General features: G+C 71.1%; 21 protein-coding genes. 7 read left to right on the top strand and 14 right to left on the bottom strand.

The window, feature by feature from the left end:
- Positions 1 to 61: 61 nt before the first annotated feature.
- From RF647_RS02575 to RF647_RS02565, 3 genes are read right to left on the bottom strand one after another with little or no spacing between them, the layout of a single operon-like run.
- Positions 62 to 964 carry an ATP-binding cassette domain-containing protein gene (locus RF647_RS02575; protein WP_368810371.1) on the bottom strand — a complete coding sequence of 301 codons (903 nt, stop codon included), beginning with the start codon at positions 962 to 964 and terminating at the stop codon, positions 62 to 64.
- Positions 965 to 2,065: an ABC transporter permease gene (locus RF647_RS02570; RefSeq protein ID WP_368810370.1), complete on the bottom strand. Its 1,101-nt coding sequence runs from the start codon at positions 2,063 to 2,065 to the stop codon at positions 965 to 967.
- A 29-nt stretch (positions 2,066 to 2,094) separates the two neighbouring features.
- Positions 2,095 to 3,036, bottom strand: coding sequence for a substrate-binding domain-containing protein (locus tag RF647_RS02565; RefSeq protein WP_368810708.1), 942 nt, complete (start codon positions 3,034 to 3,036; stop codon positions 2,095 to 2,097).
- 278 nt (positions 3,037 to 3,314) lie between these two features.
- Between RF647_RS02565 and RF647_RS02560 the strand changes: the two genes are divergently transcribed.
- From RF647_RS02560 to RF647_RS02545, 4 genes are all read left to right on the top strand, one after another.
- Positions 3,315 to 4,055 (top strand): GntR family transcriptional regulator, encoded by a 741-nt coding sequence (locus RF647_RS02560; protein ID WP_017832138.1) that lies wholly within the window; start codon positions 3,315 to 3,317, stop codon positions 4,053 to 4,055.
- A gap of 65 nt (positions 4,056 to 4,120) precedes the next feature.
- On the top strand, positions 4,121 to 5,038 hold the full coding sequence (gene iolB / locus RF647_RS02555; RefSeq protein ID WP_368810369.1) for a 5-deoxy-glucuronate isomerase: 918 nt from the start codon (positions 4,121 to 4,123) through the stop codon (positions 5,036 to 5,038).
- An 8-nt stretch (positions 5,039 to 5,046) separates the two neighbouring features.
- Complete coding sequence (locus RF647_RS02550) at positions 5,047 to 6,534, top strand: MFS transporter (protein WP_368810368.1); 1,488 nt, start codon at positions 5,047 to 5,049, stop codon at positions 6,532 to 6,534.
- Positions 6,531 to 7,265: an aldo/keto reductase gene (locus tag RF647_RS02545; RefSeq protein ID WP_368810367.1), complete on the top strand. Its 735-nt coding sequence runs from the start codon at positions 6,531 to 6,533 to the stop codon at positions 7,263 to 7,265. Before RF647_RS02550 ends, RF647_RS02545 begins: the two co-directional genes overlap by 4 nt.
- Before the next feature lie 173 nt (positions 7,266 to 7,438).
- On the opposite strand, the gene RF647_RS02540 is transcribed toward RF647_RS02545, so the two are convergent.
- Positions 7,439 to 8,446: a sugar phosphate isomerase/epimerase family protein gene (locus RF647_RS02540; protein WP_368810366.1), complete on the bottom strand. Its 1,008-nt coding sequence runs from the start codon at positions 8,444 to 8,446 to the stop codon at positions 7,439 to 7,441.
- Positions 8,443 to 9,621, bottom strand: a complete 1,179-nt coding sequence (locus RF647_RS02535; protein ID WP_368810365.1) for a Gfo/Idh/MocA family protein — start codon at positions 9,619 to 9,621, stop codon at positions 8,443 to 8,445. Before RF647_RS02535 ends, RF647_RS02540 begins: the two co-directional genes overlap by 4 nt.
- Positions 9,622 to 9,812: 191 nt before the next feature.
- On the opposite strand from RF647_RS02535, the gene RF647_RS02530 reads away from it, so the two are divergent.
- A complete protein-coding gene (locus RF647_RS02530) occupies positions 9,813 to 10,820 on the top strand; it encodes a LacI family DNA-binding transcriptional regulator (protein ID WP_368810364.1) in 1,008 nt (335 codons plus the stop codon).
- Positions 10,821 to 10,922: 102 nt separating this feature from the next.
- Here the strand turns inward: RF647_RS02530 and RF647_RS02525 are convergent, their stop codons facing one another.
- From RF647_RS02525 to RF647_RS02495, 7 genes are all read right to left on the bottom strand, one after another.
- On the bottom strand, positions 10,923 to 11,960 hold the full coding sequence (locus tag RF647_RS02525; protein WP_368810363.1) for a Gfo/Idh/MocA family protein: 1,038 nt from the start codon (positions 11,958 to 11,960) through the stop codon (positions 10,923 to 10,925).
- A gap of 89 nt (positions 11,961 to 12,049) precedes the next feature.
- Entirely contained in the window at positions 12,050 to 13,576 is a 1,527-nt protein-coding gene (locus RF647_RS02520) for a CoA-acylating methylmalonate-semialdehyde dehydrogenase (RefSeq protein ID WP_368810362.1), read from the bottom strand.
- A gap of 12 nt (positions 13,577 to 13,588) precedes the next feature.
- On the bottom strand, positions 13,589 to 15,544 hold the full coding sequence (gene iolD / locus RF647_RS02515) for a 3D-(3,5/4)-trihydroxycyclohexane-1,2-dione acylhydrolase (decyclizing) (RefSeq protein WP_368810361.1): 1,956 nt from the start codon (positions 15,542 to 15,544) through the stop codon (positions 13,589 to 13,591).
- On the bottom strand, positions 15,541 to 16,479 hold the full coding sequence (locus tag RF647_RS02510) for a hypothetical protein (protein WP_035926938.1): 939 nt from the start codon (positions 16,477 to 16,479) through the stop codon (positions 15,541 to 15,543). Before RF647_RS02510 ends, iolD begins: the two co-directional genes overlap by 4 nt.
- The gene (iolC, locus tag RF647_RS02505; protein ID WP_368810360.1) at positions 16,476 to 17,462 is read right to left on the bottom strand and encodes a 5-dehydro-2-deoxygluconokinase; all 987 of its coding nucleotides are present in this window, start codon (positions 17,460 to 17,462) and stop codon (positions 16,476 to 16,478) included. Before iolC ends, RF647_RS02510 begins: the two co-directional genes overlap by 4 nt.
- Positions 17,459 to 18,385, bottom strand: a complete 927-nt coding sequence (locus tag RF647_RS02500; RefSeq protein WP_368810359.1) for a sugar phosphate isomerase/epimerase family protein — start codon at positions 18,383 to 18,385, stop codon at positions 17,459 to 17,461. The genes iolC and RF647_RS02500 overlap by 4 nt, the downstream gene beginning before the upstream one ends.
- Positions 18,386 to 18,419: 34 nt before the next feature.
- Positions 18,420 to 19,379 (bottom strand): sugar phosphate isomerase/epimerase family protein, encoded by a 960-nt coding sequence (locus RF647_RS02495; RefSeq protein WP_368810358.1) that lies wholly within the window; start codon positions 19,377 to 19,379, stop codon positions 18,420 to 18,422.
- A gap of 277 nt (positions 19,380 to 19,656) precedes the next feature.
- Between RF647_RS02495 and RF647_RS02490 the strand changes: the two genes are divergently transcribed.
- Positions 19,657 to 20,049, top strand: a complete 393-nt coding sequence (locus tag RF647_RS02490; protein ID WP_368810357.1) for a tautomerase family protein — start codon at positions 19,657 to 19,659, stop codon at positions 20,047 to 20,049.
- Between the two features lie 98 nt (positions 20,050 to 20,147).
- Here the strand turns inward: RF647_RS02490 and sucD are convergent, their stop codons facing one another.
- On the bottom strand, positions 20,148 to 21,065 hold the full coding sequence (gene sucD, locus RF647_RS02485) for a succinate--CoA ligase subunit alpha (RefSeq protein ID WP_031282624.1): 918 nt from the start codon (positions 21,063 to 21,065) through the stop codon (positions 20,148 to 20,150).
- A 39-nt stretch (positions 21,066 to 21,104) separates the two neighbouring features.
- Entirely contained in the window at positions 21,105 to 22,274 is a 1,170-nt protein-coding gene (sucC, locus tag RF647_RS02480; RefSeq protein WP_017832728.1) for an ADP-forming succinate--CoA ligase subunit beta, read from the bottom strand.
- A 262-nt stretch (positions 22,275 to 22,536) separates the two neighbouring features.
- Here sucC and RF647_RS02475 point away from each other — a divergent pair, with 262 nt between their 5' ends.
- Positions 22,537 to 23,286: a hypothetical protein gene (locus tag RF647_RS02475; protein WP_368810356.1), complete on the top strand. Its 750-nt coding sequence runs from the start codon at positions 22,537 to 22,539 to the stop codon at positions 23,284 to 23,286.
- Positions 23,287 to 23,609 lie beyond the last annotated feature (323 nt).

Here is a 23,609-nt window from a genome sequence, read left to right as displayed (position 1 = left end):
AGGGTGCTGTGGGACCGGCCCCGCGCCCGGAGTTCTCCGGGGGCGCGGGGCCGGGGTCCGGTCAGGCGCGGGGGCGGGCCTGGGATTCGGCCATGTCGGCCTTCACCTGCTGCATCTGGGTGGTGTGCCCGCCGAGCTGCTCGAGCTCGTGGGTGAGCTCCTCCAGCTCCGCACCACCGGCCATCTGGGCGGTGAGGTCCCCGAGCAGGATGTCCTTCTTCTCGTAGTAGCCGATGGACCGCCCGCGCTTGAGCAGCAGGAACCGGTCCCCCACGGGGTAGGCGTGGTGCGGGTTGTGGGTGATGAACACGACTCCCAGGCCGCGTTCCTTGGCCTGGAGGATGTAGCGCAGCACCACCCCGGACTGCTTCACGCCCAGGGCCGCGGTGGGCTCGTCCAGGATCAGGACCTTGGCCCCGAAGTGCACCGCGCGGGCGATGGCCACGCACTGGCGCTCACCGCCGGACAGCGTCCCGATGGGCTGGTCCACGTCGCGCAGGTCGATGCCCATGTCAGCGAGCTCCTGCTTGGTGGTCTCCTTCATCCTCGCCACGTCCAGGCGCTTGAACGGCCCGAACCCGGTGGTCAGCTCGGAGCCCAGGAAGAAGTTGCGCCACACCGGCATCAACGGGACCACGGCCAGGTCCTGGTACACGGTGGCGATCCCGGCGTCGAGGGCCTGCCGGGGCGAGGTGAAGGTGGTCTCCTCCCCGCCGACCCGCAGGGTCCCGTCGGTGTGCTGGTGCAGTCCGGCGATGATCTTGATCAGGGTGGACTTGCCGGCCCCGTTGTCACCGAGCACGCAGGTGACCTTCCCGGCGTCGACGGTCATGGTGACCTCGCGCAGGGCGATGATGTTGCCGTAGCGCTTGCCGACGTCCGTGAGCTCCACCAGGGGCGCGGCGGTGTCGGTGGTGTCGGGGGTGGTGCCCGTGGGCGTGTTCTGCGTCGACACGGTGGTCACCTACTTCCTCTCGACGCGCTTGCGCACGTACATGTTCACGATGGTGGCCAGCAGCAGCATCAGGCCCAGGAAGAACTTGAACCAGTCCGGGTTCCACTCCGCGTAGACGATGCCGCGGGAGGCAATGCCGAAGATCAGCGCGCCCAGGGCACCGCCGATCGCGGAGCCGAAGCCGCCGGTGAGCAGGCACCCGCCGATCACCGCGCCGATGATGTAGAGGAACTCGTTGCCCACGCCCTCCCCGGACTGCACGGAGTCGAAGGCGAAGAGGTTGTGCATGCCCAGCAGCCAGCCGCACAGGCCCACGCCCATGAACAGACCGATCTTGGTCTTCGCCACCGGCACGCCCACGGCGCGGGCGGCGTTCTCGTCCCCGCCCACGGCGAAGATCCAGTTGCCGATCCTCGTCTTGAGCAGGATGAACGTGGCGACCGCGACCAGGGCGATCCAGTAGAACACCGTGATCCGCACGTTCACCCCGGCGATGGTCACCGAGGAGGCGAAGATCGCCTTGGCGGAGTCGAAGCCGTCCATGGTGCTGATCGAGGGCGAGGAGACCGAGCCGCCGATCAGCCGGGTCAGCGCCAGGTTGAGCCCGGTGAGCATGAGGAACGTCGACAGGGTCACGATGAAGGAGGGCAGCTTGGTGCGCATCAGCAGCCAGCCGTTGACCAGACCGATCGCCAGCGAGGTCAGCAGGGCGATGCCCACCCCGACCCAGACGTTGACGGCGAAGAACCAGCTGAACATCGAGGCGGCCAGCGCCGAGGTGATCACGGCCACACCGGTGGACAGATCGAACTCCCCGCCGATCATCAGCAGGGACACCCCGACCACCATGATCCCGATGGTCGAGGCCCCGTAGAGCACGGTGGAGATGGACTGGGCCTGGGTGATCGAGGGCGCGGCGACGGCGAAGAACAGCGCCACCACGATCGCCCCGACCAGCGCCCCGATCTCGGGGCGGGCCAGGAAGGTGCCCAGCAGGCCCTTGGTCTGGATCCGCTCGTCGGCCGGGGCCGCGGCGGTGGGCGTGGAGGGGGCTCCGGAGGAGCCGCGGTCCGGCGCCGGTGCGGCGGCCGGTGTACGGGTGGAGGTCATGGTCTTCTGCTCCTGGTTCCCGGGCCCGCTCAGCGGACGCCTTCCTGGGCGTACTGGAGGACCTGCTCGGCGTTCGACGAGTCCACGACGGCGGGACCGGTGAGCGTCGGCTGGCCGCCGCCGATCTTGAATGCCCCGCGGTGGTTCTGCCACAGGGAGTCCACGGACAGGTAGCCCTGCAGCCACGGCTGCTGGTCGATGGTGAACAGCACGTCGCCGTCGACGACGGCCTGGGCAAGGTCGCCGTTCATGTCGAAGGACGCCACGGTGACGTCGCTGCCGGCCGACTCCTTCGCCTCGAGCAGGGTCATGGTGATCGGAGCGCCGAGGCCGATGATCGCGTCCGCCTCTTGAGAGGCCTGCAGCTTGGCCGTGGCGGTCGAGGACACCTGGGTCATGTCGGTGCCCTGCACGTAGAGGATCTCCGTCTCCGGCAGCGCCTCCTTCACACCAGCACACCGGGCCTCCAGCCCCACATGGCCCTGAGCCTGGATCACGCAGATCGGGTGCTGAATGCCCTCCTCCTTCAGCCGCTGACCGGCCGTCTCCCCGGCCAGCTGCTCGTTCGAGCCGAAGTGGGCGAAGGCGCCGAGCTCCTGGAATTCGTTCTCTCCGGCATTGAGGGAGACTACGGGGATCCCGGCCTCCTCGGCGTTGGCCAAGACATCGCGCATCGCGTCAGGCGTAGCCAGGGTTACCGCGATGCCGTCGACGTCCTGGTCGATGTACTGCTGCACGAGCTGGGCCTGGCGGCCTGCTTCGGCGTCGGAGGCGTAGAGCAGCTCGACGTTGTCCTTGGCGGCAGCCTCTTCCGCCCCCTTGCGGATGGTGTCCCAAAACGTGTCCCCGGGAGGAGCGTGGGTGACCATCGCAATTTTCATCGACTCGGTCTGAGCCACCTGGCCACCCCCGCCCTCGCCCGCGGCCGTGGTCTCCCGGCCGCCCTCGGACGAGCAGCCGGCGAGCGCCATGGCCGGGACCAGCAGGGCGGCGGCCGCCAGGAGACGCCGGGGCGCCCTCGGCCGCAGGCTCTCGGGGGAAGGACGTCGTGCAGTCATGGGATGTTCTCCTCGTGTCGTTGCGGGGCCTCGCGCCTGCGGGCGCCGCCTGGGCCGTCCGCTTGGGGATCATCCTGGGTGACCCGGATCACAGATGTCAATAGAATGTATGGACATATTCACATCTCGCCCTTCACAATGGAGGAAGTCGGCGGTCCCGCCCTCTCGGTTCCACTCCTTGGAGGTCCACCATGTCCGGCCCACTCCGTCTCACGGTCGACAAGACCTCCCCCGTGCCCCTCTACCACCAGGTGGCGCAGGGGCTCGAGGACGCGATCCGCAGCGGTGAGCTGCCCCCGGGAACCAAGCTGGACAACGAGATCGACCTCGCCAACCGGCTCAACCTTTCCCGGCCCACCATGCGCAAGGCCATGGACCAGCTCGTGCGCGCCGGGCTGCTGGTACGCAAGCGCGGTGTGGGCACCCAGGTGGTGGGCAGCCAGGTCCGCCGCTCGCTCGAACTGACCAGCCTGCACGAGGACCTCCAGCGCAGCGGGGGCAGTCCCAGCACGGATGTGCTGGACTTCGCGCGGATCCCTGCCGACGACGAGGTGGCGCTGCTGCTGGGCATCGCGCCGGGCGACGAGGTCTACCACCTCGTGCGCCTGCGCGGCACGGACGGCGAGCCGCTGGCCCTCATGGAGAACTGGATCCCCTGCGCGCTCTGCGAGCTCACCCGCGAGCAGCTAGAGCAGGAAGGGCTGTACTCCCTCATGCGCGGCCAGGGCGTCAACTTCCAGCTGGCCCACCAGCGGGTGGGCGCCGTCTCGGCCGACGCGTTCCAGGCGGAGCAGCTGGGCGTCGAGCCCGGCGCCGCGCTGGTCAGCATGCACCGCACCGCCATGGACGACCTCGGCCGGCAGGTGGAGACCGGCCGGCACGTGTACCGGGCCGACAAGTACACCTTCGAGCTGACCCTCGTCCAGCGCTGAGCGCCGGACCACCGCCGCGGCCCGAGACCACCGCACGACGACGACACCGGAAGGCACACCGACCCATGCACATCGACAGCTCCCGCCCCGAATGGGTCCACCCCAAGGACTCCGCCGCCCAGGACGGCTGGTTCGTCTCCTTGGGCGGCCACGACTCCGCCACCGAGGTCCCCGGCTGGGCCCACACGGGCCTGCGCGTGGCCGACCTCGCCCCGGGCGGACGGATCCACCTGGACGCCGCCGAGGAGGAGCGCATCGTGGTGCCCCTGGCGGGGAGCTTCACCGCCGAGACGGGCGGCGAGCGCCACGACCTCGCCGGCCGGCCGTCGGTCTTCGCCGGCCCCACCGACGTCCTCTACACCGGGATCCGCCGGGACCTGACCGTGTCCACCGCCACCGGCGGCCGGGTGGCCGTGGCCTCGGCGCCCGCCCGCGCGGAGCACCCGACACGGATCGTGACCCGCGAGGAGATCCCGGTGGAGCTGCGCGGGGCCGGGAACTGCTCGCGCCAGGTGCACAACTTTGGCACCCCGGCGGCCCTCGAGGCCGACCGGTTCATCGTGTGCGAGGTGCTCACCCCCGCCGGCAACTGGTCCTCCTACCCGCCGCACAAGCACGACGAGGAGAAGGACGGGGAGACCGCGCTCGAGGAGATCTACTACTTCGAGACGCAGCTCGCCGAGGGCATGCCCGTGCCGGAGGCCGGCGGCACCGATCCCATGGGCTACCAGCGGGTCTACGCCTCGGACGACCGCCCCATCGACGTCAGCGCTGAGGTGCGCTCGGGCGACGTCGTCCTGGTGCCCTACGGCTGGCACGGGCCCGCCATGGCGACCCCCGGCTACGACCTGTACTACCTCAACGTCATGGCCGGCCCGGGCCGGGTGCGGGAGTGGCTGATCAGCGACGACCCCCACCACGGCTGGATCCGCCGGACCTGGGACGAGTCGGCGGTCGACCCTCGGCTGCCCTTCGGCCGCTGACCGGTTCCGTGCCGATCCGTCCGGGCGACCGCACCCGGAGTCGTCCCCCGGACGACGGGACCGCCCGCACGTGGAGCCGCCGGCTCGCGCTGCTCGTGTCCACCGTGCTGTTCATGGAGCACCTCGACGGCACGATCCTCGTCACCGCGGCGCCGAGCATCGCGGCCGATCTAGGCGTCGGCAGCGCCGAAATCAGCCTCGCGATGACCGTCTACCTCGTCACGGTGGCCACGTTCATCCCCGTGGGCGGCTGGCTCGCCGGTCGGTTCGGGCCCCGGCGGGTGTTCTGCGCATCCATCGTCGTCTTCACGCTCGCCTCCCTCCTGTGCGCCGCCGGCGGCAGCCTCCCGGCACTGGTGGCCGCGCGGGTCCTTCAGGGCCTCGGCGGGGCCATGATGGTCCCGGTCGGGCAGCTCATCGTCCTGCGCGCCACGGACCGGCGCGATCTGCTGCGGGCCATCGCCTGGATCACGTGGCCGGCGCTGCTCGCGCCCGTGCTGGCCCCGCTCGTGGGCGGGCTGCTGACCTCCTGGGCGAGCTGGCATTGGATCTTCCTGATCAACGTCCCGGTGGGCGCTGCGGCCCTCGTCGCGGCGCTGCGGCTCGTCCGCGACACGGAGACCGAACGCCGGTCCCTCGACGTGCCGGGGCTGCTGTGGTGCACGGTCGCCGTGTTCGGCCTGGTCGCCGGTCTGCAGCTCGTCCCGCACGCCGGGTGGGCCGGCACCGCGGTCGGGCTGCTGTGTGTCGCGGCCCTCAGCGGGGCCGTCGCCGTGCGCTGGCTGCTGCGCGCCGCGAACCCCCTGCTGGACCTGCGGGTCTACCGGATCGCTGGCTACCGGGCGGCGAACTCGGGCGGCTTCGTGTACCGGGCGGTCGTCAGCTCGGTCCCGTTCCTGCTGCCGCTGCTGTTCCAGGACGGCTTCGGCCGGTCGCCCGTGGAGTCCGGTCTGCTCGTCACCGCGGTGTTCCTCGGCAACGTGGGCGTCAAGCCGGCCACCACCCCGCTGCTGCGCCGGTTCGGGTTCCGCACCGTCCTCATCGCCTCCGTGTCCGGCGGCGCGGTCTGCATCGCGGCATTCCTGCTCCTGGCTCCGGGCACGCCCCTGTGGCTCGTCGCCATGCTGCTGCTGGCCAGCGGGGCGCTGCGCTCGATCGGGTTCACCGCCTACAACTCCCTGCAGTTCGCCGACGTGGAACCGGCGCAGATCTCCTCAGCGAACACCCTGTCCGCCACCAGCGCGCAGCTGGCCACCGGGCTGGGGATCGCCGTGGGAGCCCTCGTCCTGCAGCTGGCCTCGGCCGGTGCCGGAATTCTCCCCGAGGCCGGGGACCTGCTCCCGTACCGGGCGGCCTTCGCCGTCATGGCGGCCCTGCTCCTGCTGCCCCTGGTCAGTGCGCTGCTGCTCCCACCTTCGGTGGCCGAGCACGTCAGCGGGCACGCCACCACCGTCCCGGCGCCACCCCGCCCCCCTTCAGGACAGAGGACACCATGACCGCTCTGCCCGAACGCCCGCTCAGCGACGCCACGACCCTGCCGGCCCTCGGCTTCGGCACCTTCCCGCACGAAGAGGTGGACTCCGCCGCAGTCACCGAGCACGCCTTGGATCTGGGCTACCGGCTGCTGGACACCGCCCTGAGCTACGGCAACGAGCAGGCCGTGGGCCGCGGCATCGCCCGCTCGTTCGTCCCGCGAGAGGAGATCGTGGTGACCACCAAGATCCCCGGCCGCCACCACGGCTACGAGGGGGCTCGGGAGTCCGTGCGCACTTCTCTGGAGCACCTCGGCCTGGAGCGCATCGACCTGCTGCTCATCCACTGGCCCCTGCCCCGGCTCGACCGCTACGTCGACACCTGGCGGGCCATGATCGAGATGCGCGAGGAAGGACTGGTCCGCTCCATCGGCGTCTCCAACTTCACCTCCGCCCACATCACCCACCTGCAGGAGGCCACCGGGGTGACCCCGGCGGTGAACCAGATCGAGATGCACCCCTATTTCGGACAGCGCCCGCAGCGGCAGTTCCACGCCGAGCACGGCATCCTCACGCAGAGCTGGAGCCCGCTCGGGCGGGGCGGGGCCCTGCTGGCCGAACCGGCGCTGGAGGAGATCGCCCGCGCCCATGGCGTCGGGACCGGTCAGGTCGTGCTGCGCTGGCACGTCCAGCAGGGGGTCGTCCCGATCCCACCTCCGCGAACCCGGAGCGACGCCGCGTCAACCGGGAACTGAACTTCGAGCTCAGTCCCGAGCAGATGGCCGCCGTCGACAGGTTGGAGCAGGGTCGCATCTGGGGCCAGGACCCCGAGGAGTACGAGGAGTTCTGAGCCCCCGCTCCACCGGCCCAGGTGCGCGACAGGGCCCCCTCCACCCGGAGGGGGCCCTGTCGTCGTCCGTGGACGGTGTCAGCGCAGGGCGCCGACGGACGCGGCGGCGTCCTTCAGGACGCCGGCGGCGATCTCGAGACCCTCGATGCGGCCCAGGGAGACGTCCTCGTGCTCGATGTTGACCGCCATGTCCGGGTCCACCTCGTGCAGGGCGGTGAGGAACTCGGCCCAGTACGCGGTGTCGTGGCCGCGGCCCAGCGCCACGAAGTCCCAGGCGGAGTCCTTCGGCCACTCGTTGGCCCACTCGTCGCCACCGAGGTTGGTACGGTCCTCCTCGGGCGCGAGGCGGCGGAAGCTGTTGTCCAGCACACCGTAGAGCGCGGCGTTCTCCGTGTTGATCCGCACGTCCTTCGCGGCCGCGTGGAAAATCAGCGGGCCGAGTTCGCGGACCACGGCGACCGGGTCCATCTGCTGCCAGAACAGGTGCGAGGCGTCGAGCTCGACGCCCACGTGCGTGGCGCCGGTCAGCTCGATGAGCTTGCGGACATCGGCGGTGTTGAACACGACGTTCTGCGGGTGCAGCTCCAGGGCCACCTTCACGCCGTGGTCGGCGGCCATGCGGTCGGTCTCCCGCCAGAAGTCGGCGACGAGACCCCACTGGTAGTCCAGGATGTCCAGGGCGCCGGAGTTCCAGGCGTTGACGACCCAGTTGGGCACGGTGGCCCCCGGCTCCCCGCCGGGCAGCCCGGACATGGTGACCACCCGGGTCTCACCCAGGCGCTCGGCCAGCCGGATGGAGCGGCGGATGTCCTCGGCGTGCTTCTCGCCGATCTCCTGCTTGGGGTGCAGCGGATTGCCGTTGCAGTTGAGGCCCGCGATCGAGACGCCGGTGCCCTCAAAGATCGCGAGATAGTCGTCGCGGGCCGCGTCGCTCTCCAGGATCTGATCCATGTTCGGCACGTGGACGGCCGGCAGGAACCCGCCGGTGTTGATCTCGATGCCGGTCAGACCCAGGTCCGCGATGACCTTCAAAGCCTCGGGCAGGGGTCGGTCGTGCAGGATCGCGTTGTAGACACCGAGCTTCACAGGACGACCTTCTTTCCGTGATTGGCAGCCGAATCCACAGCGGCCGCCAGGATCTCCATGTTGTGCACACCCTCGTCGAAGGAGGCGTTGCGCGGCAGCGAGACGGACTCGTCAACACCGGCGACCTCCTCGAGGAAGGCGCGGGCCTGGTAGCCGAAGGCGTCGTTCTGGCCGAACCCGACGCCGGGGGCGTCCATGGCCAGCCCCTGCGACAGGTAGGCATGGCCGGGGCCCAGGTTGACGGTGCGGTAGCCGTTGGTGGCCTCCGCTCCCTCGTGGAGGAACAGCTCGATCTCGGCCGGGCGCAACTGGTTGAACCGCGCCGCGCCCTTCTCGCAGAACACCTCGAAGGTCAGGGTGTTCGGGTGCCCGGCGGCCACCCGGGAGACCTCGAGGCTGCCGGCGCCGGAGGCGAACTCCGCCGAGAACGCGGCGTAGTCGTCGTTCTCCACCGGCTCGAACGTGTCGCTGACCTCCACCAGGTGATGGCCGGTCACCGCGCCCAACGGCAGCGGCCGCTCGGTAACGGCCGTGGCCAGCCGGCCGCCGGACACGGAGGCGATGTCGCCGCAGAGGAACTCAGCGACGTAGGCCAGGTGGCTGCCGACGTCGGCCAGGGCCCCGGAGCCGGGACCGCCCTTGTAGCGCCAGCTCATCGGGGCCTTCGGGTTGAACCCGTAGTCGGTCCAGTAGCGGCCGCTGAAGTGCAGGACCTTGCCCAGGGTGCCGTCCTGGATGAGACCGCGGATCGCGGCGATGCCGGGCGTGCGCCGGAACGTGAAGCCGATCCGGGCGATGGATTCGGCCCGCTCGGCGGCGCGGGCCATGGCCCGGGCGTCCTCGAGGGTGTCGCTGAGCGGCTTCTCGCACAGCACGTGCTTGCCGGCCTCCAGCAGGCCCTCGACCGCCCGGCGGTGGAAGCGGTTCGCGATGACGACGCTGACCACGTCGATCTCCGGGTCCTCCGCGACCGCCTCCCAGGACCCCAGTGCCTTCTCGTAGCCGTAGCGGCGGGCCACGTGAGCCCCCAGCGTCTCGTTGACGTCGCCGATGGCGACGTAGCGCAGCGGGGGCAGGACGGGGTCGTAGAGCGTGGGGGCCACGCGGTAGGCGGCCGCGTGGGCCTGGCCTGCCATGCCGGCGCCGATGACGGCGATGCCGATGCTGTCGGTCATGTTTCTCTCCTGGACTGGGGACGGGACGAGGACGGTTCGGGAACGGGATGAACACGAAGGGAGAGCGGCCGTCGCTCCGGGCCCTGTGGCACCGGTCACGATTGGAGCGCTCCAACGAGCGTAGGATCTTCCGCGGACCGGGTCAAGAGATTTGTCAGGACAAATTCGGGAGAGCGATCAGGGACAATGCTGTGGTGAACACTCGACCGCCCACCATCTACGACGTCGCCCGGAGCGCGGGCGTCTCCAAGTCCTTGGTGTCCCTCGTCCTGCGCGGCTCCCCCAGCGTCTCGGAGGCCCGGCGGACCGCCGTCTTGGAGGCGGTGGAGCGGCTGGGCTACCGCCCCAGCCAGGCCGCCGCGGCGCTGGCCGGGGCGACGACGCGCACCATCGGGGTGGTCATCGACGACTGGCGGAACCTCTGGTTCGTGGAGCTGCTGCGCGGTCTGCAGGAGGGCCTGGCGCCGCACGGGCTGCGGATCGCGGTCGCCGACCACACGCTCAACGCGCACGTGGAGGCGCACCCGCTGGACGGCTTCCTGTCGATGCGCGTCGACGGGCTGGTGATCGCCACCGAACCGACCGGGGCCATGCGCGTGCCCGAGGGGCTGCCCGTCGTGGTGGCCGGCCACCGGGAGGGCGTGGTGCCGGGTGCCGAGGTAGTCGCCAACGACGACCGGCTCGGCGCGCGCCTGGCGACGGAGCACCTGATCGGCCTCGGCCACCGCGGCATCGGCCACCTCACGGGCGGCGGCGGAGCGGCCCGGCTGCGGGCGGAGGGCTTCGCGGCGGCGATGGCCGCGGCCGGCCTCGACCCCCGCACCGTCGCCGGACACGGTGCCACCACGGAGGAGGACGGCTACGTCGCCGCGGTGCGCCTGCTCGACGCCGCTCCGGAGACCACGGCGGTCTTCGCCGCCAACGACACCATGGCCATGGGGGCGCTCGCGGCGGCCGGTGAGCGCGGGATGCGCGTGCCGCAGGAGCTCTCGGTGGTCGGCTACGACGACTCCCCCATCGCCTCCACCCACCTCCTGCGGCTAACCACCGTCGACAGCCGCAACGCGGAGATCGGCGCGGTGGCCGCCGAGCGGCTGGTGGCCCGGATCGGCGGGGGCCCGGACACGGGGGCGGCGGTCCTGCTCGAGCCCGAGCTGGTCGTCCGCGGCTCCACGGCGGCACCCCGCGCGACCGGGTGACGGCGGCGCCCTGCCAGCGCCCCGCCGCCGCGCCGGGGAAACGCGTCAGGGCGCGGCGGGGCCGTCGCCCCGCCGCGCCCTGACGCCGGCCCCCGCTGCCGCTCAGGCGCGGGCGGCCACCGGTGCCGTGCTGTAGAGCTCCGGCCTGGGCTGCATCCGCACGGGCACGATCTCCCCGCTGGCCTGCGCCCGGACGCCGGCCTCGCAGCACGCGGCCGTGGCGTAGCCGTCCCACGCCGAGGGACCGCCGATCTGCCCGCGCGCAGCCGCGTCGACCCACGCCTGGATCTCGCGGTCGTAGGCCTCGACGAAGCGCTCCTCGAAGCCCGGGGTGACGCTGCCGCCCCAGGTGCCGGCCGTGCGGACGTAGGGCTCGCTGTCGCCGCCGATGCCCACCACGCCGGTCTCGAAGGACGCCTGCGTGGCGACCTGGTAGCCGAACTGCGCGTTGACGTAGGCCTCTACCTGGGCGAGGATCCCGGACTCGGTCTCCATCAGCACCATCTGCGGGTCCTTCTGGCCCTCCGGGGCGTTGCGGGTGGAGCGCCCGATCCGGACCTGGACCGAGGTGATCTCCTCCCCGGTGAAGAAGCGCACGGCGTCGAACTCGTGCACCACGGAGTCGTTGATGATCATCTCGTTGGTGAACCCGGGCGGGGTGGTCGGGTTGCGGTGCTGGTGGTGCAGGGTCAGCAGCTCCCCGTAGGTCTGCTCCTCGATCATCCGGCGCAGGGCGAGATAGCCCGCGTCGAAGCGGCGCATGAAGCCGACCTGGATCAGCTGCCGGCCGGCGGCCACCTCGGCCTCGACCACGCGCCAGGAGGACTCCGCGTCCGGGGTCAGCGGCTTCTCGCACAGCGTGGGCAGCCCGTGCTCGATCGCGGACAGCAGCACCTGCTCGTGCAGGAACCCGGGGGTGGCGATGAGGGCGGCGTCGATGTCGTCCCGGTCGAGCACCTCCTGGAAGTCCGTGTGGGCGACCGCGCCGGGGATGTGGGCGATGGCGGCCTCGGCCCGGGCCCGGTCGATGTCGACGACGGCGGCGATCTCGGCGCCGTTGATCCGGCGGTGGATGCGTTCGATGTGGTCGGCGCCCATGCGGCCGGCTCCGACGACGGCTACGCGCAACGGGGTGTTCATGGTGTTCTCCTTCCGCCGCCCCTGCGGGGCGGGATGTGCGGGGCGCTCCCGCCGGTCCGGGGACCGGCGGGAGCGGGGTGACGTGCGGGTCAGTGGTCGGACGAGGACGGGAACGCGAAGGACGCCCCCGAGGCGTGGTGCGGCTCGGGCCACCGCTCGGTGACGGCCTTGCCGCGGGTGTAGAAGCGCACCCCGTCGGGCCCGTAGATGTGGTGGTCGCCGAACAGCGAGGCCTTCCAGCCGCCGAAGGAGTGCCAGGCGACGGGCACGGGGATCGGGACGTTGACGCCGATCATGCCCACGGTCACGCGGCGCTTGAACTGGCGGGCGTAGGCGCCGGAGGAGGTGAAGATCGCGGTGCCGTTGCCGTAGGGGTTGGCGTTGATGACCTCGATGCCCTCGTCCAGGGTGTCCACGCGCAGCACCACGAGGACGGGCCCGAAGATCTCCTCCTCGTAGGCCTGCATGTCCTTCCGGACCTTGTCCAGGACGGTGGGGCCGACGAAGAAGCCGTCCTCGTGGTCCTTCACGATCAGGTCCCGGCCGTCCACGACGACGGCGGCGCCGTCCTGCTCGGCGGCGGTGACGATCCGGCGCACGCGGTCCCGGGAGGCGGGGGTGATGACCGGGCCCATGTCGGAGGAGGCGTCCATGCCGTTGCCCACGGTGATGTTCTTGGCGCGGGCGGCCAGCTTGTCCACGAGCAGGTCCGCGGCCTCGCCGACGGCCACGGCCACGGACACGGCCATGCAGCGCTCCCCGGCGGAGCCGAAGGCGGCCGCCGTGAGGTTGTCGGCCGCGGAGTCCATGTCCGCGTCCGGCAGCACGATCGCGTGGTTCTTCGCCCCGCCGAGGGCCTGGACGCGCTTGCCGTGCTTGGTCGCGGTCTCGTGCACGTACTGCGCGATCGGGGTGGAGCCCACGAACGAGATGCCGTCCACGTCCGGGTGGGTCAGCAGCCCGTCCACGGCCTCCTTGCCGCCGTGCAGCACCTGGAACACCCCGTCCGGCAGTCCGGCCCGCTGCCACAGCTCGGCGATCAGCAGGGCCGGGGAGGGGTCGCGCTCGGAGGGCTTGAGGATGAAGGCGTTGCCGGTGGCGATCGCCACCGGGGCCATCCACAGCGGCACCATGACGGGGAAGTTGAACGGGGTGATGCCCGCGACGACACCGAGGGGCTGGCGGAAGGAGTAGACGTCGATGCCGGTGGAGAACTGGTCGGAGTACTCCCCCTTGAGCTGCTCGGCGATCCCGCAGGCGAACTCGACGACCTCGAGGCCGCGGCCCACCTCGCCCTTGGCGTCGGAGAGCACCTTGCCGTGCTCGGCGGTGATCAGGGCGGCGAGGTCGTCGGTGTGGGCGGCCACGAGCTCACGGAACTTGAACAGCACGGCGGTGCGCTTGGCCAGGGACACGTCGCCCCACGAGTCGGCGGCCTTCCGCGCCGCGGCCACCGTGGTCTGCAGGTCCTCCTCGGTGGCCAGGTGCAGGATGCCGGACACCTGCCCGGTGGCGGGGTTGTAGATCTCCTGGGTGCGGTCACCGGTGCCGGGCGTGCGGGCCCCGGCGATGAAGTGCTCGACGTGCTGGATCTGCTGCTGGGTCTGCTGGGTCATGGGATTCCTCCTTCAGTTCCCCAGCAGCGGACGCTGCCGGGCCTTGTGCTGCTGGTAGACCTCGTAGGCCTCGTTCGTGGACTCGAGGGTGGCGGTGCCCGTGACGGGCACGTCCCACCAGGACTCGGAGCTGGGCGCGTCGATCAGCGGGTCCGACTCCACGTGCACGAGCACGGGACCGGAGCCCTCGGGCACGGCCTTGGCCTCGGCCACGGCCGCCTGCAGCCGGTCGATCACGCCCTCGCCGGGCTCGACCCGCAGCACGCGCACGCCGAGGGACTCGGCGTTCGTGGCGAGGTCGATCGGCAGCGTCGAGCCGTCGTCGAAGCTGTGCCGCTGCCCGTCGAGGTAGCGGTACTTCGTGCCGAAGCGCTGGGACCCCAGCTGCTCCGAGAGCGCGCCGATCGAGGCGTAGCCGTGGTTCTGGATCAGCACCACCACGAGCTTGAGCCCCTCGGCCACGGCCGTGACGAGCTCGGTGTGCATCATCAGGTAGGAGCCGTCCCCGACCATGACGACGACGTCGCGCGCGTCCTGCGGCGTCCCGGCCCGCTCCGCCTCGGCCACGGCGGCCCGCTTGACCCCGAGCCCGCCGGCGATCTCGTAGCCCATGCAGGAGAACGCGTACTCGACGTGGTAGCCGAAGGCGTCCTTGACCCGCCACATCTTGTGCAGGTCACCGGGCAGCGAGCCCGCCGCGCACACGACGACGTCGCGGTCGTCCATGGCCTCGTTGACGGCCCCGATAATCTCGTTCTGGCTGGGCAGCGGCAGGTGCCGCTCGGAGAACGCCGCGTCCACGGTCGCGTCCCAACGCTGCTTCTCGGCCTCGACGGTCTCGGCGAGGTCCGCACCGACCCGGTACCCGCCGAGGGCCCTCGTCAGTTCGACGAGCGTCTTGCGGGCGTCGGCGACGACCGGCACGGCGGTGCCCTGCTTGTAGGCGTCGAACGCCGCGACGTTGATGTTGACGAAGCGCACGTCCGGGTGCTGGAACGCGGTGCGGGACGCGGTGGTGAAGTCCTCGTACCGGGTGCCGATGCCGATGACCAGGTCGGCGTCGGCGACCACGGCGTTGGAGGCCGTGGAGCCGGTGGAGCCGACGGCCCCGAGGCACAGTGGGTGGTCCCAGTCCATGACCCCCACACCCGCCTGGGTGTAGGTCACGGGGATCCCGGTGGTCTCGGCGAACTCGGCCAGCGCCTCGGTGGCGAAGGAGTAGTGCACCCCGCCGCCGGCGATGACCACGGGCCGCTCGGCCGCGCGGATCGCCGCGACGGCCGCGCGGACGTCCTCCTCCTCGGGAGCCGGCCGACGGATCCGCCACTCCCGGGGGGCGAGGAACTCCTCGGGCACCTCGAGCGGCTCGGCCTGCACGTCCTGCGGGAGCGCGATCGTCACGGCGCCGGTCTCGGCCGGGTCCGTGAGCACCCGCATGCCGTTGAGCAGCGCCGAGAAGAGCTGCTCCGGCCGCCAGACGCGGTCGAAGTAGCGGCTGACCGGCCGGAAGACGTCGTTGACGGTGATGTCGTTGGCGTCGGGCCGCTCGAGCTGCTGGAGCACCGGATCCGGGCGCCGGGAGGCGAACTGGTCCGAGGGGAACAGCAGCGCGGGCAGCCGGTTCGTGGTGGCCAGGGCGGCGCCGGTCACCATGTTGGTGGCACCGGGGCCGATCGAGGTGGACACCGCGAAGGTGGCCCGGCGCCGGGTGTGCCGGGCGTAGCCGACGGCCTGGTGCACCTGGGCCTGCTCGTTGCGGCCCTGGTAGTAGGGCATCAGGGCGGGGTCCTGGGCCTGGTACTGCTTCAGGGCCTGCCCCACCCCGGCCACGTTGCCATGGCCGAAGATGCCGAACATGCCCGGGATCGTGCGCTGCCGGTACTCCTCGGCACCGATCCGGTCCACGGTCCACTGGTTGGCCAGGAACTCCACGAGCGCCTGGGAGACGGAGAGGGTGCGGGTGCTCATCGGGCGGCTCCTTCCTCGACGGTGTGCCCCTTGAGCAGGGACGCGGCGGTGGCCACGGCGCCGGCGACGTCGCCGTCCTCGGGGTAGAGGAGGGTGCGGCCGACGGTCAGGCCCTGGACGCCGGGCAGCGCGAGGGCGGCCTCCCAGGTCGCGAAGACCTCGTCCGGCCGGCCGCTCGGGTCCCCGCCCAGCAGGACCGTGGGCAGGGTGGTGGCCGCCATGACGCGCTCCATGTCCTCAACCACGGGCAGCTTCATCCACGTGTGCGCGGAGGTTCCCCCGAGCCCCTGGGCGATCGCCACGGACTGGATGACGGCGTCGGCCGAGAGGTCGTTGACGATGCCGGTGCCGGTGATCCGGGAGATGAATGGCTCCACCATCGCGATGAGCCCCAGGGCGGCGAGGGAGTCCACCGCCCTGGCCGTGTTCTCCAGGACGGAGGTGGTGTGCGGGTCCTCGAAGCAGATGCGGGTGAGCATCTTGCCGCCGTCGGCGCCGATCCGGTCCAGGGCCTCGGCGGTGTGCCCCGTGAAGCGGTCGTCGATCTCGTTGACGAGGCCGGGCAGTCCGCCGCGGTTCATGGAGCCGAAGACGAGCTTGCCCTCGAGCGCCCCGAGCAGCAGCAGGTCGTCCAGCACGTCCGGGGAGGCGAGCACGCCGTCCACCTGGGGGTCCGCCAGGGCGATCTGCAGCCGGTCGAGCAGGCTGCGCCGGTCGGCCATGGCGTCGGCCTCGCCGCGCACCCGCAGGGCGCCGCGGGCCGCGTGGTCGGCGGCGACGACGAAGTTCTGCCGCCCGTGCACGGGTCCGGGGTGACGACGGCGGGAGTCGGCGGCGCGCTGGACGGCGCGCGGGTCCTCCAGCCGGACCCGGGTCAGGTGCTCGTAGCGGCGGGGGTCCGCCGTGTCGAGCTCGAGGGGGGTTGTCGTGGTCATCGGGTGGCTCCTTCGGGTACGGCGCGGCCGCGCTCGCGCAGCAGCTGGAAGACCTCGTCGGGGGTGGGCATGGCGTCGGAGCACGAGATCTTCGAGGCCACGATCGCGCCGGAGGCGTTGGCGTAGTCGAGGACCTGCTCGAGGCTCCAGCCCTGGTTGATGCCGTGGCAGAAGGCCCCGCCGAAGGAGTCGCCGGCACCGAGGCCGTTGACGGTCTCCACCGGGACGGGGGCCGAGACCACGCGCTCGTCGCGGGTCTTGGCCATGACCCCCTCGGGGCCGAGCTTGACGACGGCGATCCGCACGCCGGCCTCCAGCAGCCGGTCGGCCTGCTCGTCGGGGGTGCCCTCCCCCACGGCCACCGCGCACTCCTTGTCGTTGCCGATGGCGATGGTCACGTGCTGGAGCAGCTCGTGGACCTGCGCGCGGGCGTCCTCCTCGGTGTCCCAGAACATGGGCCGGTAGTCGAGGTCCAGGATCGTGTGCTGGTCGGCCCGCAGCTGCTCGCGGGGACGGGCCTCGTGCGCGGCGAAGTGGGCCGCGCGGGACGGCTCCTGGCACAGGCCCGTGACGGTGGACCACAGGATCCGCGTGTCGCGCACGACCTCGGTGTCGATCTCGTCGGGCCGGATCTGCAGGTCCGGGGCCGTGGGGAAGCGTCCGTAGAAGTACAGCGGGAAGTCCTCGGGCGGGCGGATCGCGCAGAACGTGGCGGGGGTCTGCAGCCCCGGCACGGCGCTCACGAACCGGTCGTCCACGCCGTAGCGGGCGAGCTCGCGGTGCAGGTAGGTGCCGAACGGGTCGTCGCCGGTGCGGGTGATCACCGCGGTGGACTCGCCGTGGCGGGCCGCGGCGACCGCCACGTTGGAGGGCGATCCGCCGAGGTACTTGCGGAACGTGGTCACGTCCTCGAGTCCGACGCCCACGTCGTCGGGGTAGATGTCGACGCTGATGCGTCCCAGGGTCACGACGTCGTAGCTCACGCGTGGGCCTCCGTCCTCTGCTCGGTGTGCTGCGGGGTGCGGGCGGCGGCCTTCCGGGCCGCCTCTGCGCGCTCGGTCATCTGGGCCAGCTGGTAGCGGGAGACCTCCATCGCGCTCTCGTCCTCGGCGAAGACCGAGGAGACCATCACGGAGTCCGCCCGGTCGAGGAAGCCGTTGGTGGCCAGCCCGCCGAAGAACTCGTCCCAGTCGACGTCGCCGTCCCCGATCTTCAGGTGCTGGTGCACCCGGGCCGCGTTGCCCGGGGGGTTGGTGATGTAGCGCAGCCCGTGCGAGCGGTGGTGGTCCATCGTGTCCGCCACGTGCACCACGCGCAGGCGGTCGCCCACCGCGGCCATGATGTCCAGGGGCGCGTCCTCCATGTGGAAGGTGTGCGGGGCCACGTAGGCGAAGCCGAGGTTCGGGGAGTTCACGCCCCGGATCACCCGCCACGCCGCCAGGCCCTGCTCCACGAAGTCGTCGGGGTGCGGGTCGATCGCGATGTGCACGCCCTCCGCCTCGATGAGCGGCAGCAGCTCCTCCATGGAGCGGTAGAACGCGCGCTCGGACTCCTCGGACAGTTCGGGCCGGCCGGAGAACTCGGTGTTCATCTGCTGCACCCCGAGGTCCACCGCCATCCGGACGGCGCGCTTCCAGTACCGCACGGCGGCCTCACGGGCGTCGGGGTCTGGGGAGGACCAGCGCAGCACGGGCAGCACGGAGGCGATCTGCACCCCGGCGGCGCGGCAGGCCGCCCGCAGGTCCGCGACGAGCCGGTCGTCGGCCTTGGGGTGGTGGAAGAAGGGCAGGAAGTCAGCGTGCGGCGTGAGCTGCAGGTGGTCGTAGCCCAGGTCCGCGGCGAGCTGCGGGAACTCGAGCAGGGAGTGAGTGGCGTGGAACGGGGTGGGATCGAGGGCGATCTTCATGGGCGGATCTCCAGGTCTGTGGTGCGCGGACGGGTCAGCGGACGCGGGTGCGGGAGCCGCAGCCCAGCAGGTAGGAGCGCGTGCGGGTGGCGATGGGCAGCGGGACGTCGAAGGAGGAGACGGGGTACATGTCCTGCTCGACGATGCCGAAGATCGGCCGGTCCAGCTTCTCCACCTCCGCGATGACCTCCGCGAGGTCCGGCAGACCGGCGGGCGGCTCGACCATCACGCCGGCCAGGTTGGCGGCGGCCCAGGTCAGGTTCTCCCGGCGCACGCGCTCCATGATTACGGGGTCGATCTGCTTCAGGTGCAGGTAGCCGATCCGCTCGGGGTACTTGCGGATCAGGTCCGCGGAGGACGCTCCCCCGTACTCGGCGTGGCCGGTGTCCAGGCACAGGGTGACCAGCTCGGGGTCGGTGCGCTGCAGGAAGGTCTCGATGTCGGGCTGGCCGCACACGTGGGAGTCGGCGTGGGAGTGGAACTGCTGCTGCAGACCGAAGTCGTCGCGCAGCACCTTCCCCAGCCGGTCGTGGCCCTCGCACAGCGCGTCCCACTGCTCGGTGCTCAGGTGCTCGTTTTCGAGCGCCTGGCCCGTCACGTCGTCGCGCCACATGGCCGGGATCACCACGATGTGCTCGCCGCCCACGGCGGCGGTCAGCTCGGCGACCTTCCGCGCGGGCTCCCACGCCTCCTGCCACTGGCCGGCGCCGCGGTGGAACGCCGTGAAGACGGTGCCCGCCGAGACCTTCAGGTTGCGCTGGGCGAGCTCGTCGGCGAGCCGGGAGGGGTCCGTGGGCAGGTAGCCGTAGGGACCCAGCTCGATCCAGGAGTAGCCCGCCTCGGCGACCTCGTCGAGGAAACGCTCCCAGGGGGTCTGCTTCGGGTCGTCGGCGAACCACACGCCCCAGGAGTCGGGGGCGGTGCCGATGAGGACGGGGTTCTGCTGCTGCGCCGCCGCGCCGGCGGTCGTGGAGGTCGCGCTCTGCTGCGCCATGGTGACCTGCTTTCTGGTGCTGGACCGGCGTCACGGTGCGGATCCCGTGCGCCCGGCCGATCAGTGGTCCGGATCACAACCAGAATACGACATCAGGTCAGTTTGTAAAGACATACCGTCTAACTTCGCGCCCGACGATCCCTGGAACCCGATTCGGGGCCGTCGAAGGGGCGAAGGGACGCCCATCATGTCTTCTATTTGTCGTAATGTCTTGACATACTTTCGAGCACGGTGGAACAGTCGTCCACCACGTGCCATCCACCGGAAGGACCCATCCGTGCCCCTCGTGCGCATCGACGTCACCGAAGACCGTCGAACCCCCGAACAGCTCCGCGAGCTCGCCGACACCGTCCAGGACGTCATGCTCGACACCTTCGCGGCCCCGCCCCGCGACCGCTACCAGATCATCACCGAGCACCGGCCCGGCCAGATCATCGCCGAGGACACCGGCCTCGGCTTCACCCGCACCGACGACCTCGTCATCGTCCAGGTGGTCCAGCAGGGCCGCAACGAGGCCCAGAAGCAGGCCATGTACCGGGCCCTGGCCGACCGCCTCCGCGCACGCACCGGGCTGGACCCGCAGGACCTCATCGTCTCCGTCACCGAGAACACCCGCGAGGACTGGTCCTTCGGCGAGGGCGTCGCGCAGTTCCTCGAAGGCCGACTCTGACTCCTCGGCCGGCCCGGAGCACGGGGAAGGCCCCGTCCACGGTGTTCGCGGACGGGGCCTTCCCCGCGTGCCGGGTCGACAGGTCGGAGCCCGCCGGATCACTTGGTCTCGAAGATCTCCCGCATCAGCTGGGCGGTCTCGGACGGGGTCTTGCCGACCTTCACGCCCGCGGCCTCGAGGGCCTCCTTCTTGGCCTGCGCCGTGCCCGAGGAACCGGAGACGATGGCGCCGGCGTGGCCCATCGTCTTGCCCTCGGGAGCGGTGAAGCCGGCGACGTAGCCGACGACCGGCTTGGAGACGTTCGCCTTGATGAAGTCCGCGGCGCGCTCCTCGGCGTCGCCGCCGATTTCGCCGATCATCACGATGGCCTCGGTCTCGGGGTCCGCCTCGAACGCCTCTAGGGCGTCGATGTGGGTGGTGCCGATGACCGGGTCGCCGCCGATGCCGATGGCGGTGGTGAAGCCGATGTCGCGCAGCTCGTACATCATCTGGTAGGTCAGGGTGCCGGACTTGGAGACCAGGCCGATCTTGCCCTTGCCGGTGATGTTCGCCGGGGTGATGCCGACGAGCGACTCGCCCGGGGTGATGATGCCGGGGCAGTTCGGGCCGATGATGCGGGTGGTCTGCTTACCGTCCGCACCGGTCCTCGACTTCGCGTACGCCCAGAACTCGGCGGAGTCCTGCACCGGGATGCCCTCGGTGATGACGACCACCAGCGGGACCGAGGCGTCGATGGCCTCGATCACGGCGTCCTTCGTGAAGGCCGGCGGCACGAAGACGATCGACACGTCCGCGCCGGTCTTCTCGACGGCCTCGGCGACGGTGCCGAAGACCGGCAGCTCGACGCTGTTGCCGTCCTTGTCCTGGTGGGCCACGGTGGTGCCGGCCTTGCGGGCGTTGACGCCGCCCATGACCTGCGTCCCCGCCGCGAGCATGCGGCCGGTGTGCTTGGTGCCCTCGCCGCCGGTGATGCCCTGAACGATGACCTTGGAGTCCTTGTTCAAAAAGATTGACATTGCTGTTCGTTCCTTAGAAGTGTTCGTCCGGTCGGCGGATCAGTTGGCGGCGTGGGCGAGCTCGGCGGCCTTGTCCGCGCCCTCGTCCATGGTCTCGGCGAGGGTGACGAGCGGGTGGTTGGCGCCGGCCAGGATGCGCCGGCCCTCCTCGACGTTGTTGCCGTCCAGGCGGACCACGAGCGGCTTGTCCTCCTCGTCCCCGAGAATCTCGAGGGCCTTCACGATGCCGTTGGCCACGGCGTCGCACGCGGTGATGCCGCCGAAGACGTTGACGAACACGGACTTCACCTGCGGGTCGTTGAGGATCACGTCCAGGCCGGCGGCCATGACCTCGGCCGAGGCCCCGCCGCCGATGTCCAGGAAGTTGGCCGGCTTGACGTTGCCGTGCTTCTCGCCGGCGTAGGCGACGACGTCCAGGGTGGACATCACCAGGCCCGCGCCGTTGCCGATGATGCCGACCTCGCCGTCGAGCTTGACGTAGTTGAGGTCGTGCTCCTTGGCCTTCTCCTCCAGGGGGTCGGCGCTGGACTTGTCGGCGAGGGAGGCGTGCTCCGGCTGGCGGAACTCCGCGTTCTCGTCGAGGGTAACCTTCCCGTCGAGGGCGATGACCTGCCCGTCGCCGGTCTTCACCAGCGGGTTGACCTCGACGAGCGTGGCGTCCTCCTTCTTGAAGACGTCCCACAGCTTCACGAGCACGGGGACCACCTTCGCGGCGGTCTCGTCGTCGAACTTCGCCTCGCGGACGATCTCCTGGGCCTTGGCCTCGGTGATGCCCTCGGTCGGGACGACCTCGACGCGGGCGAGGGCCTCGGGCCGCTCGACGGCGAGCTGCTCGATCTCCACGCCGCCCTCGACGGAGCACATGGCCAGGTAGGAGCGGTTGGCGCGGTCCAGCAGGATCGAGAAGTAGTACTCCTCGGCGATGTCCGCGCCCTGGGCGATCATGACGCGGTGGACGGTGTGGCCCTTGATGTCCATGCCGAGGATCTGCTGGGCGTACTCGTAGGCCTCGTCGGCGGTCTTGGCGACCTTGACGCCGCCGGCCTTGCCGCGGCCTCCGACCTTGACCTGCGCCTTCACGACGGTGACCCCGCCGATTTTCTCGGCTGCGGCCCTTGCTTCTTCGGGGGTGGTCGCGACGATGCCCTGGAGCACGGGGACGCCGTGCTTCTCGAACAGGTCGCGTGCCTGGTATTCGAACAGGTCCACGGGTGAATGCCCTTCTTCGTCGAAGTCGTGGGCGGCGGCGACCCGGGCAGTGTGCGGGTCGCCCTCCGACCTGGTGGTGAACGGAGCACTCCGCATCCTCCCGGCCGGGGCCGGCAGGATGCCTCCGGGCCGTTCCGCGGAGCCGTTCCGGGCGCGGGACGTACCGGTGCACTCCCTGTACGAGACTGTAGTGCATGCTGAAACTGCGGCCACAACCGGGGGCGCGCGCGTGCGGCCCGGCGATTCTTGATTGACTGGCCCCATGAGCTCTGTCGACTCCCCCGAGAACCGGGCGTTCGCCCCCGCCGATGCCGGCTTCCTCGTCTCGATCGCGACCTTCGCGTTCGTGGCCCTCGGGCTGGAGGCTGTGGTCGACGGCACGGTGCTCACCTTCACGGGCGGGATCCCCGACGTCTACCCGCTGGGCTGGCAGGTCGTCACCTGGCTGACCCTCGGCGCGGCGTGGCTCGGGATCCAGCGGGGCCTCGTGGCGTGGCTGCGCCACCGGGCGGCGGACCCCGCGGCCCCTGCGCCCTCGGCCCCCTCCCCCTCGTCCGCGGTCGACCACCGGCGGACCACCACGGCCCTGGTCGTCTTCGTGCTGGCCGTCCTGCTCGGGGTGATCCTGCCCGTCTTCCTCGTGGGCGAGTGGCGCGTGCAGCCGATCCAGCTCTACCTGGACCTCTACGCGGAGTACGGCACGGGCGCGTGGCTCGGCATGGTGGGCTTCGCCGCCTACCACGTGGGGCGGGCCCTGCTCCTTGCGCTGGTCCTGACGTGCGTGCAGCGGGCCGTGGAGCTGCGCCGGCCGGTCCCCTGGACACGGGTCGCCCCGGTGGGCGGGCTCGTCCTCGGGCTCCTGCTCGCCCTGCCCGGGCTGGTCCTCGGCGGCTGGGCCTCCGTCGCCACGGCCGTGGTCTGCTGCACGCTACTGGGCGTGGTGCACAACCTCACCGGCAGGTCGCTGCGCTGGACGGCCCCTGCGGCCGTGGCGGTGCTGCTGTTCGTCTAGCGGCATCGGCCGGGGCCCCTGTCGCGGTGATGCCCTCCGGCTTCGACCCGAGCAAGGCCTCGGCGGAGAAATGTTGCGGCGATCACAAGAATTTGCCCACCGGGGTTCCCCGGCCCGGCCATATGTCCTAACATAATGACATCAGGACCACTGAGACGTGCGTCACGCACCGCGCGACGCGTCCGACCCGTCAGCACCGTGAAGAGCGCACCGGTTGCGCCCGAGCAAAGGAACTCCCGATGGCCACCTCCTCACCCCGGGAAGCAGCCGCTGCGCTGCCTCCCCTCACCTCCGGGCCGCATCGCAAGCGCCTCGGTCTCATC

The sequence above is a fragment of the Kocuria sp. CPCC 205263 genome, assembly GCF_040981075.1.
Lineage (GTDB): Bacteria > Actinomycetota > Actinomycetes > Actinomycetales > Micrococcaceae > Kocuria > Kocuria rosea.
This window is presented reverse-complemented; position numbering and strand designations above follow the sequence as displayed.

Bases quoted from the DNA above. Each gene is read 5' to 3' on its own strand.
- RF647_RS02570 (WP_368810370.1), bottom strand. From the start codon at position 2,065: ATGACCTCCACCCGTACACCGGCCGCCGCACCGGCGCCGGACCGCGGC.
- RF647_RS02565 (WP_368810708.1), bottom strand. From the start codon at position 3,036: ATGGCGCTCGCCGGCTGCTCGTCCGAGGGCGGCCGGGAGACCACGGCC.
- RF647_RS02560 (WP_017832138.1), top strand. From the start codon at position 3,315: ATGTCCGGCCCACTCCGTCTCACGGTCGACAAGACCTCCCCCGTGCCC.
- iolB (WP_368810369.1), top strand. From the start codon at position 4,121: ATGCACATCGACAGCTCCCGCCCCGAATGGGTCCACCCCAAGGACTCC.
- RF647_RS02545 (WP_368810367.1), top strand. From the start codon at position 6,531: ATGACCGCTCTGCCCGAACGCCCGCTCAGCGACGCCACGACCCTGCCG.
- RF647_RS02535 (WP_368810365.1), bottom strand. From the start codon at position 9,621: ATGACCGACAGCATCGGCATCGCCGTCATCGGCGCCGGCATGGCAGGC.
- RF647_RS02525 (WP_368810363.1), bottom strand. From the start codon at position 11,960: ATGAACACCCCGTTGCGCGTAGCCGTCGTCGGAGCCGGCCGCATGGGC.
- RF647_RS02520 (WP_368810362.1), bottom strand. From the start codon at position 13,576: ATGACCCAGCAGACCCAGCAGCAGATCCAGCACGTCGAGCACTTCATC.
- iolD (WP_368810361.1), bottom strand. From the start codon at position 15,544: ATGAGCACCCGCACCCTCTCCGTCTCCCAGGCGCTCGTGGAGTTCCTG.
- RF647_RS02510 (WP_035926938.1), bottom strand. From the start codon at position 16,479: ATGACCACGACAACCCCCCTCGAGCTCGACACGGCGGACCCCCGCCGC.
- RF647_RS02500 (WP_368810359.1), bottom strand. From the start codon at position 18,385: ATGAAGATCGCCCTCGATCCCACCCCGTTCCACGCCACTCACTCCCTG.
- RF647_RS02495 (WP_368810358.1), bottom strand. From the start codon at position 19,379: ATGGCGCAGCAGAGCGCGACCTCCACGACCGCCGGCGCGGCGGCGCAG.
- sucD (WP_031282624.1), bottom strand. From the start codon at position 21,065: ATGTCAATCTTTTTGAACAAGGACTCCAAGGTCATCGTTCAGGGCATC.
- RF647_RS02475 (WP_368810356.1), top strand. From the start codon at position 22,537: ATGAGCTCTGTCGACTCCCCCGAGAACCGGGCGTTCGCCCCCGCCGAT.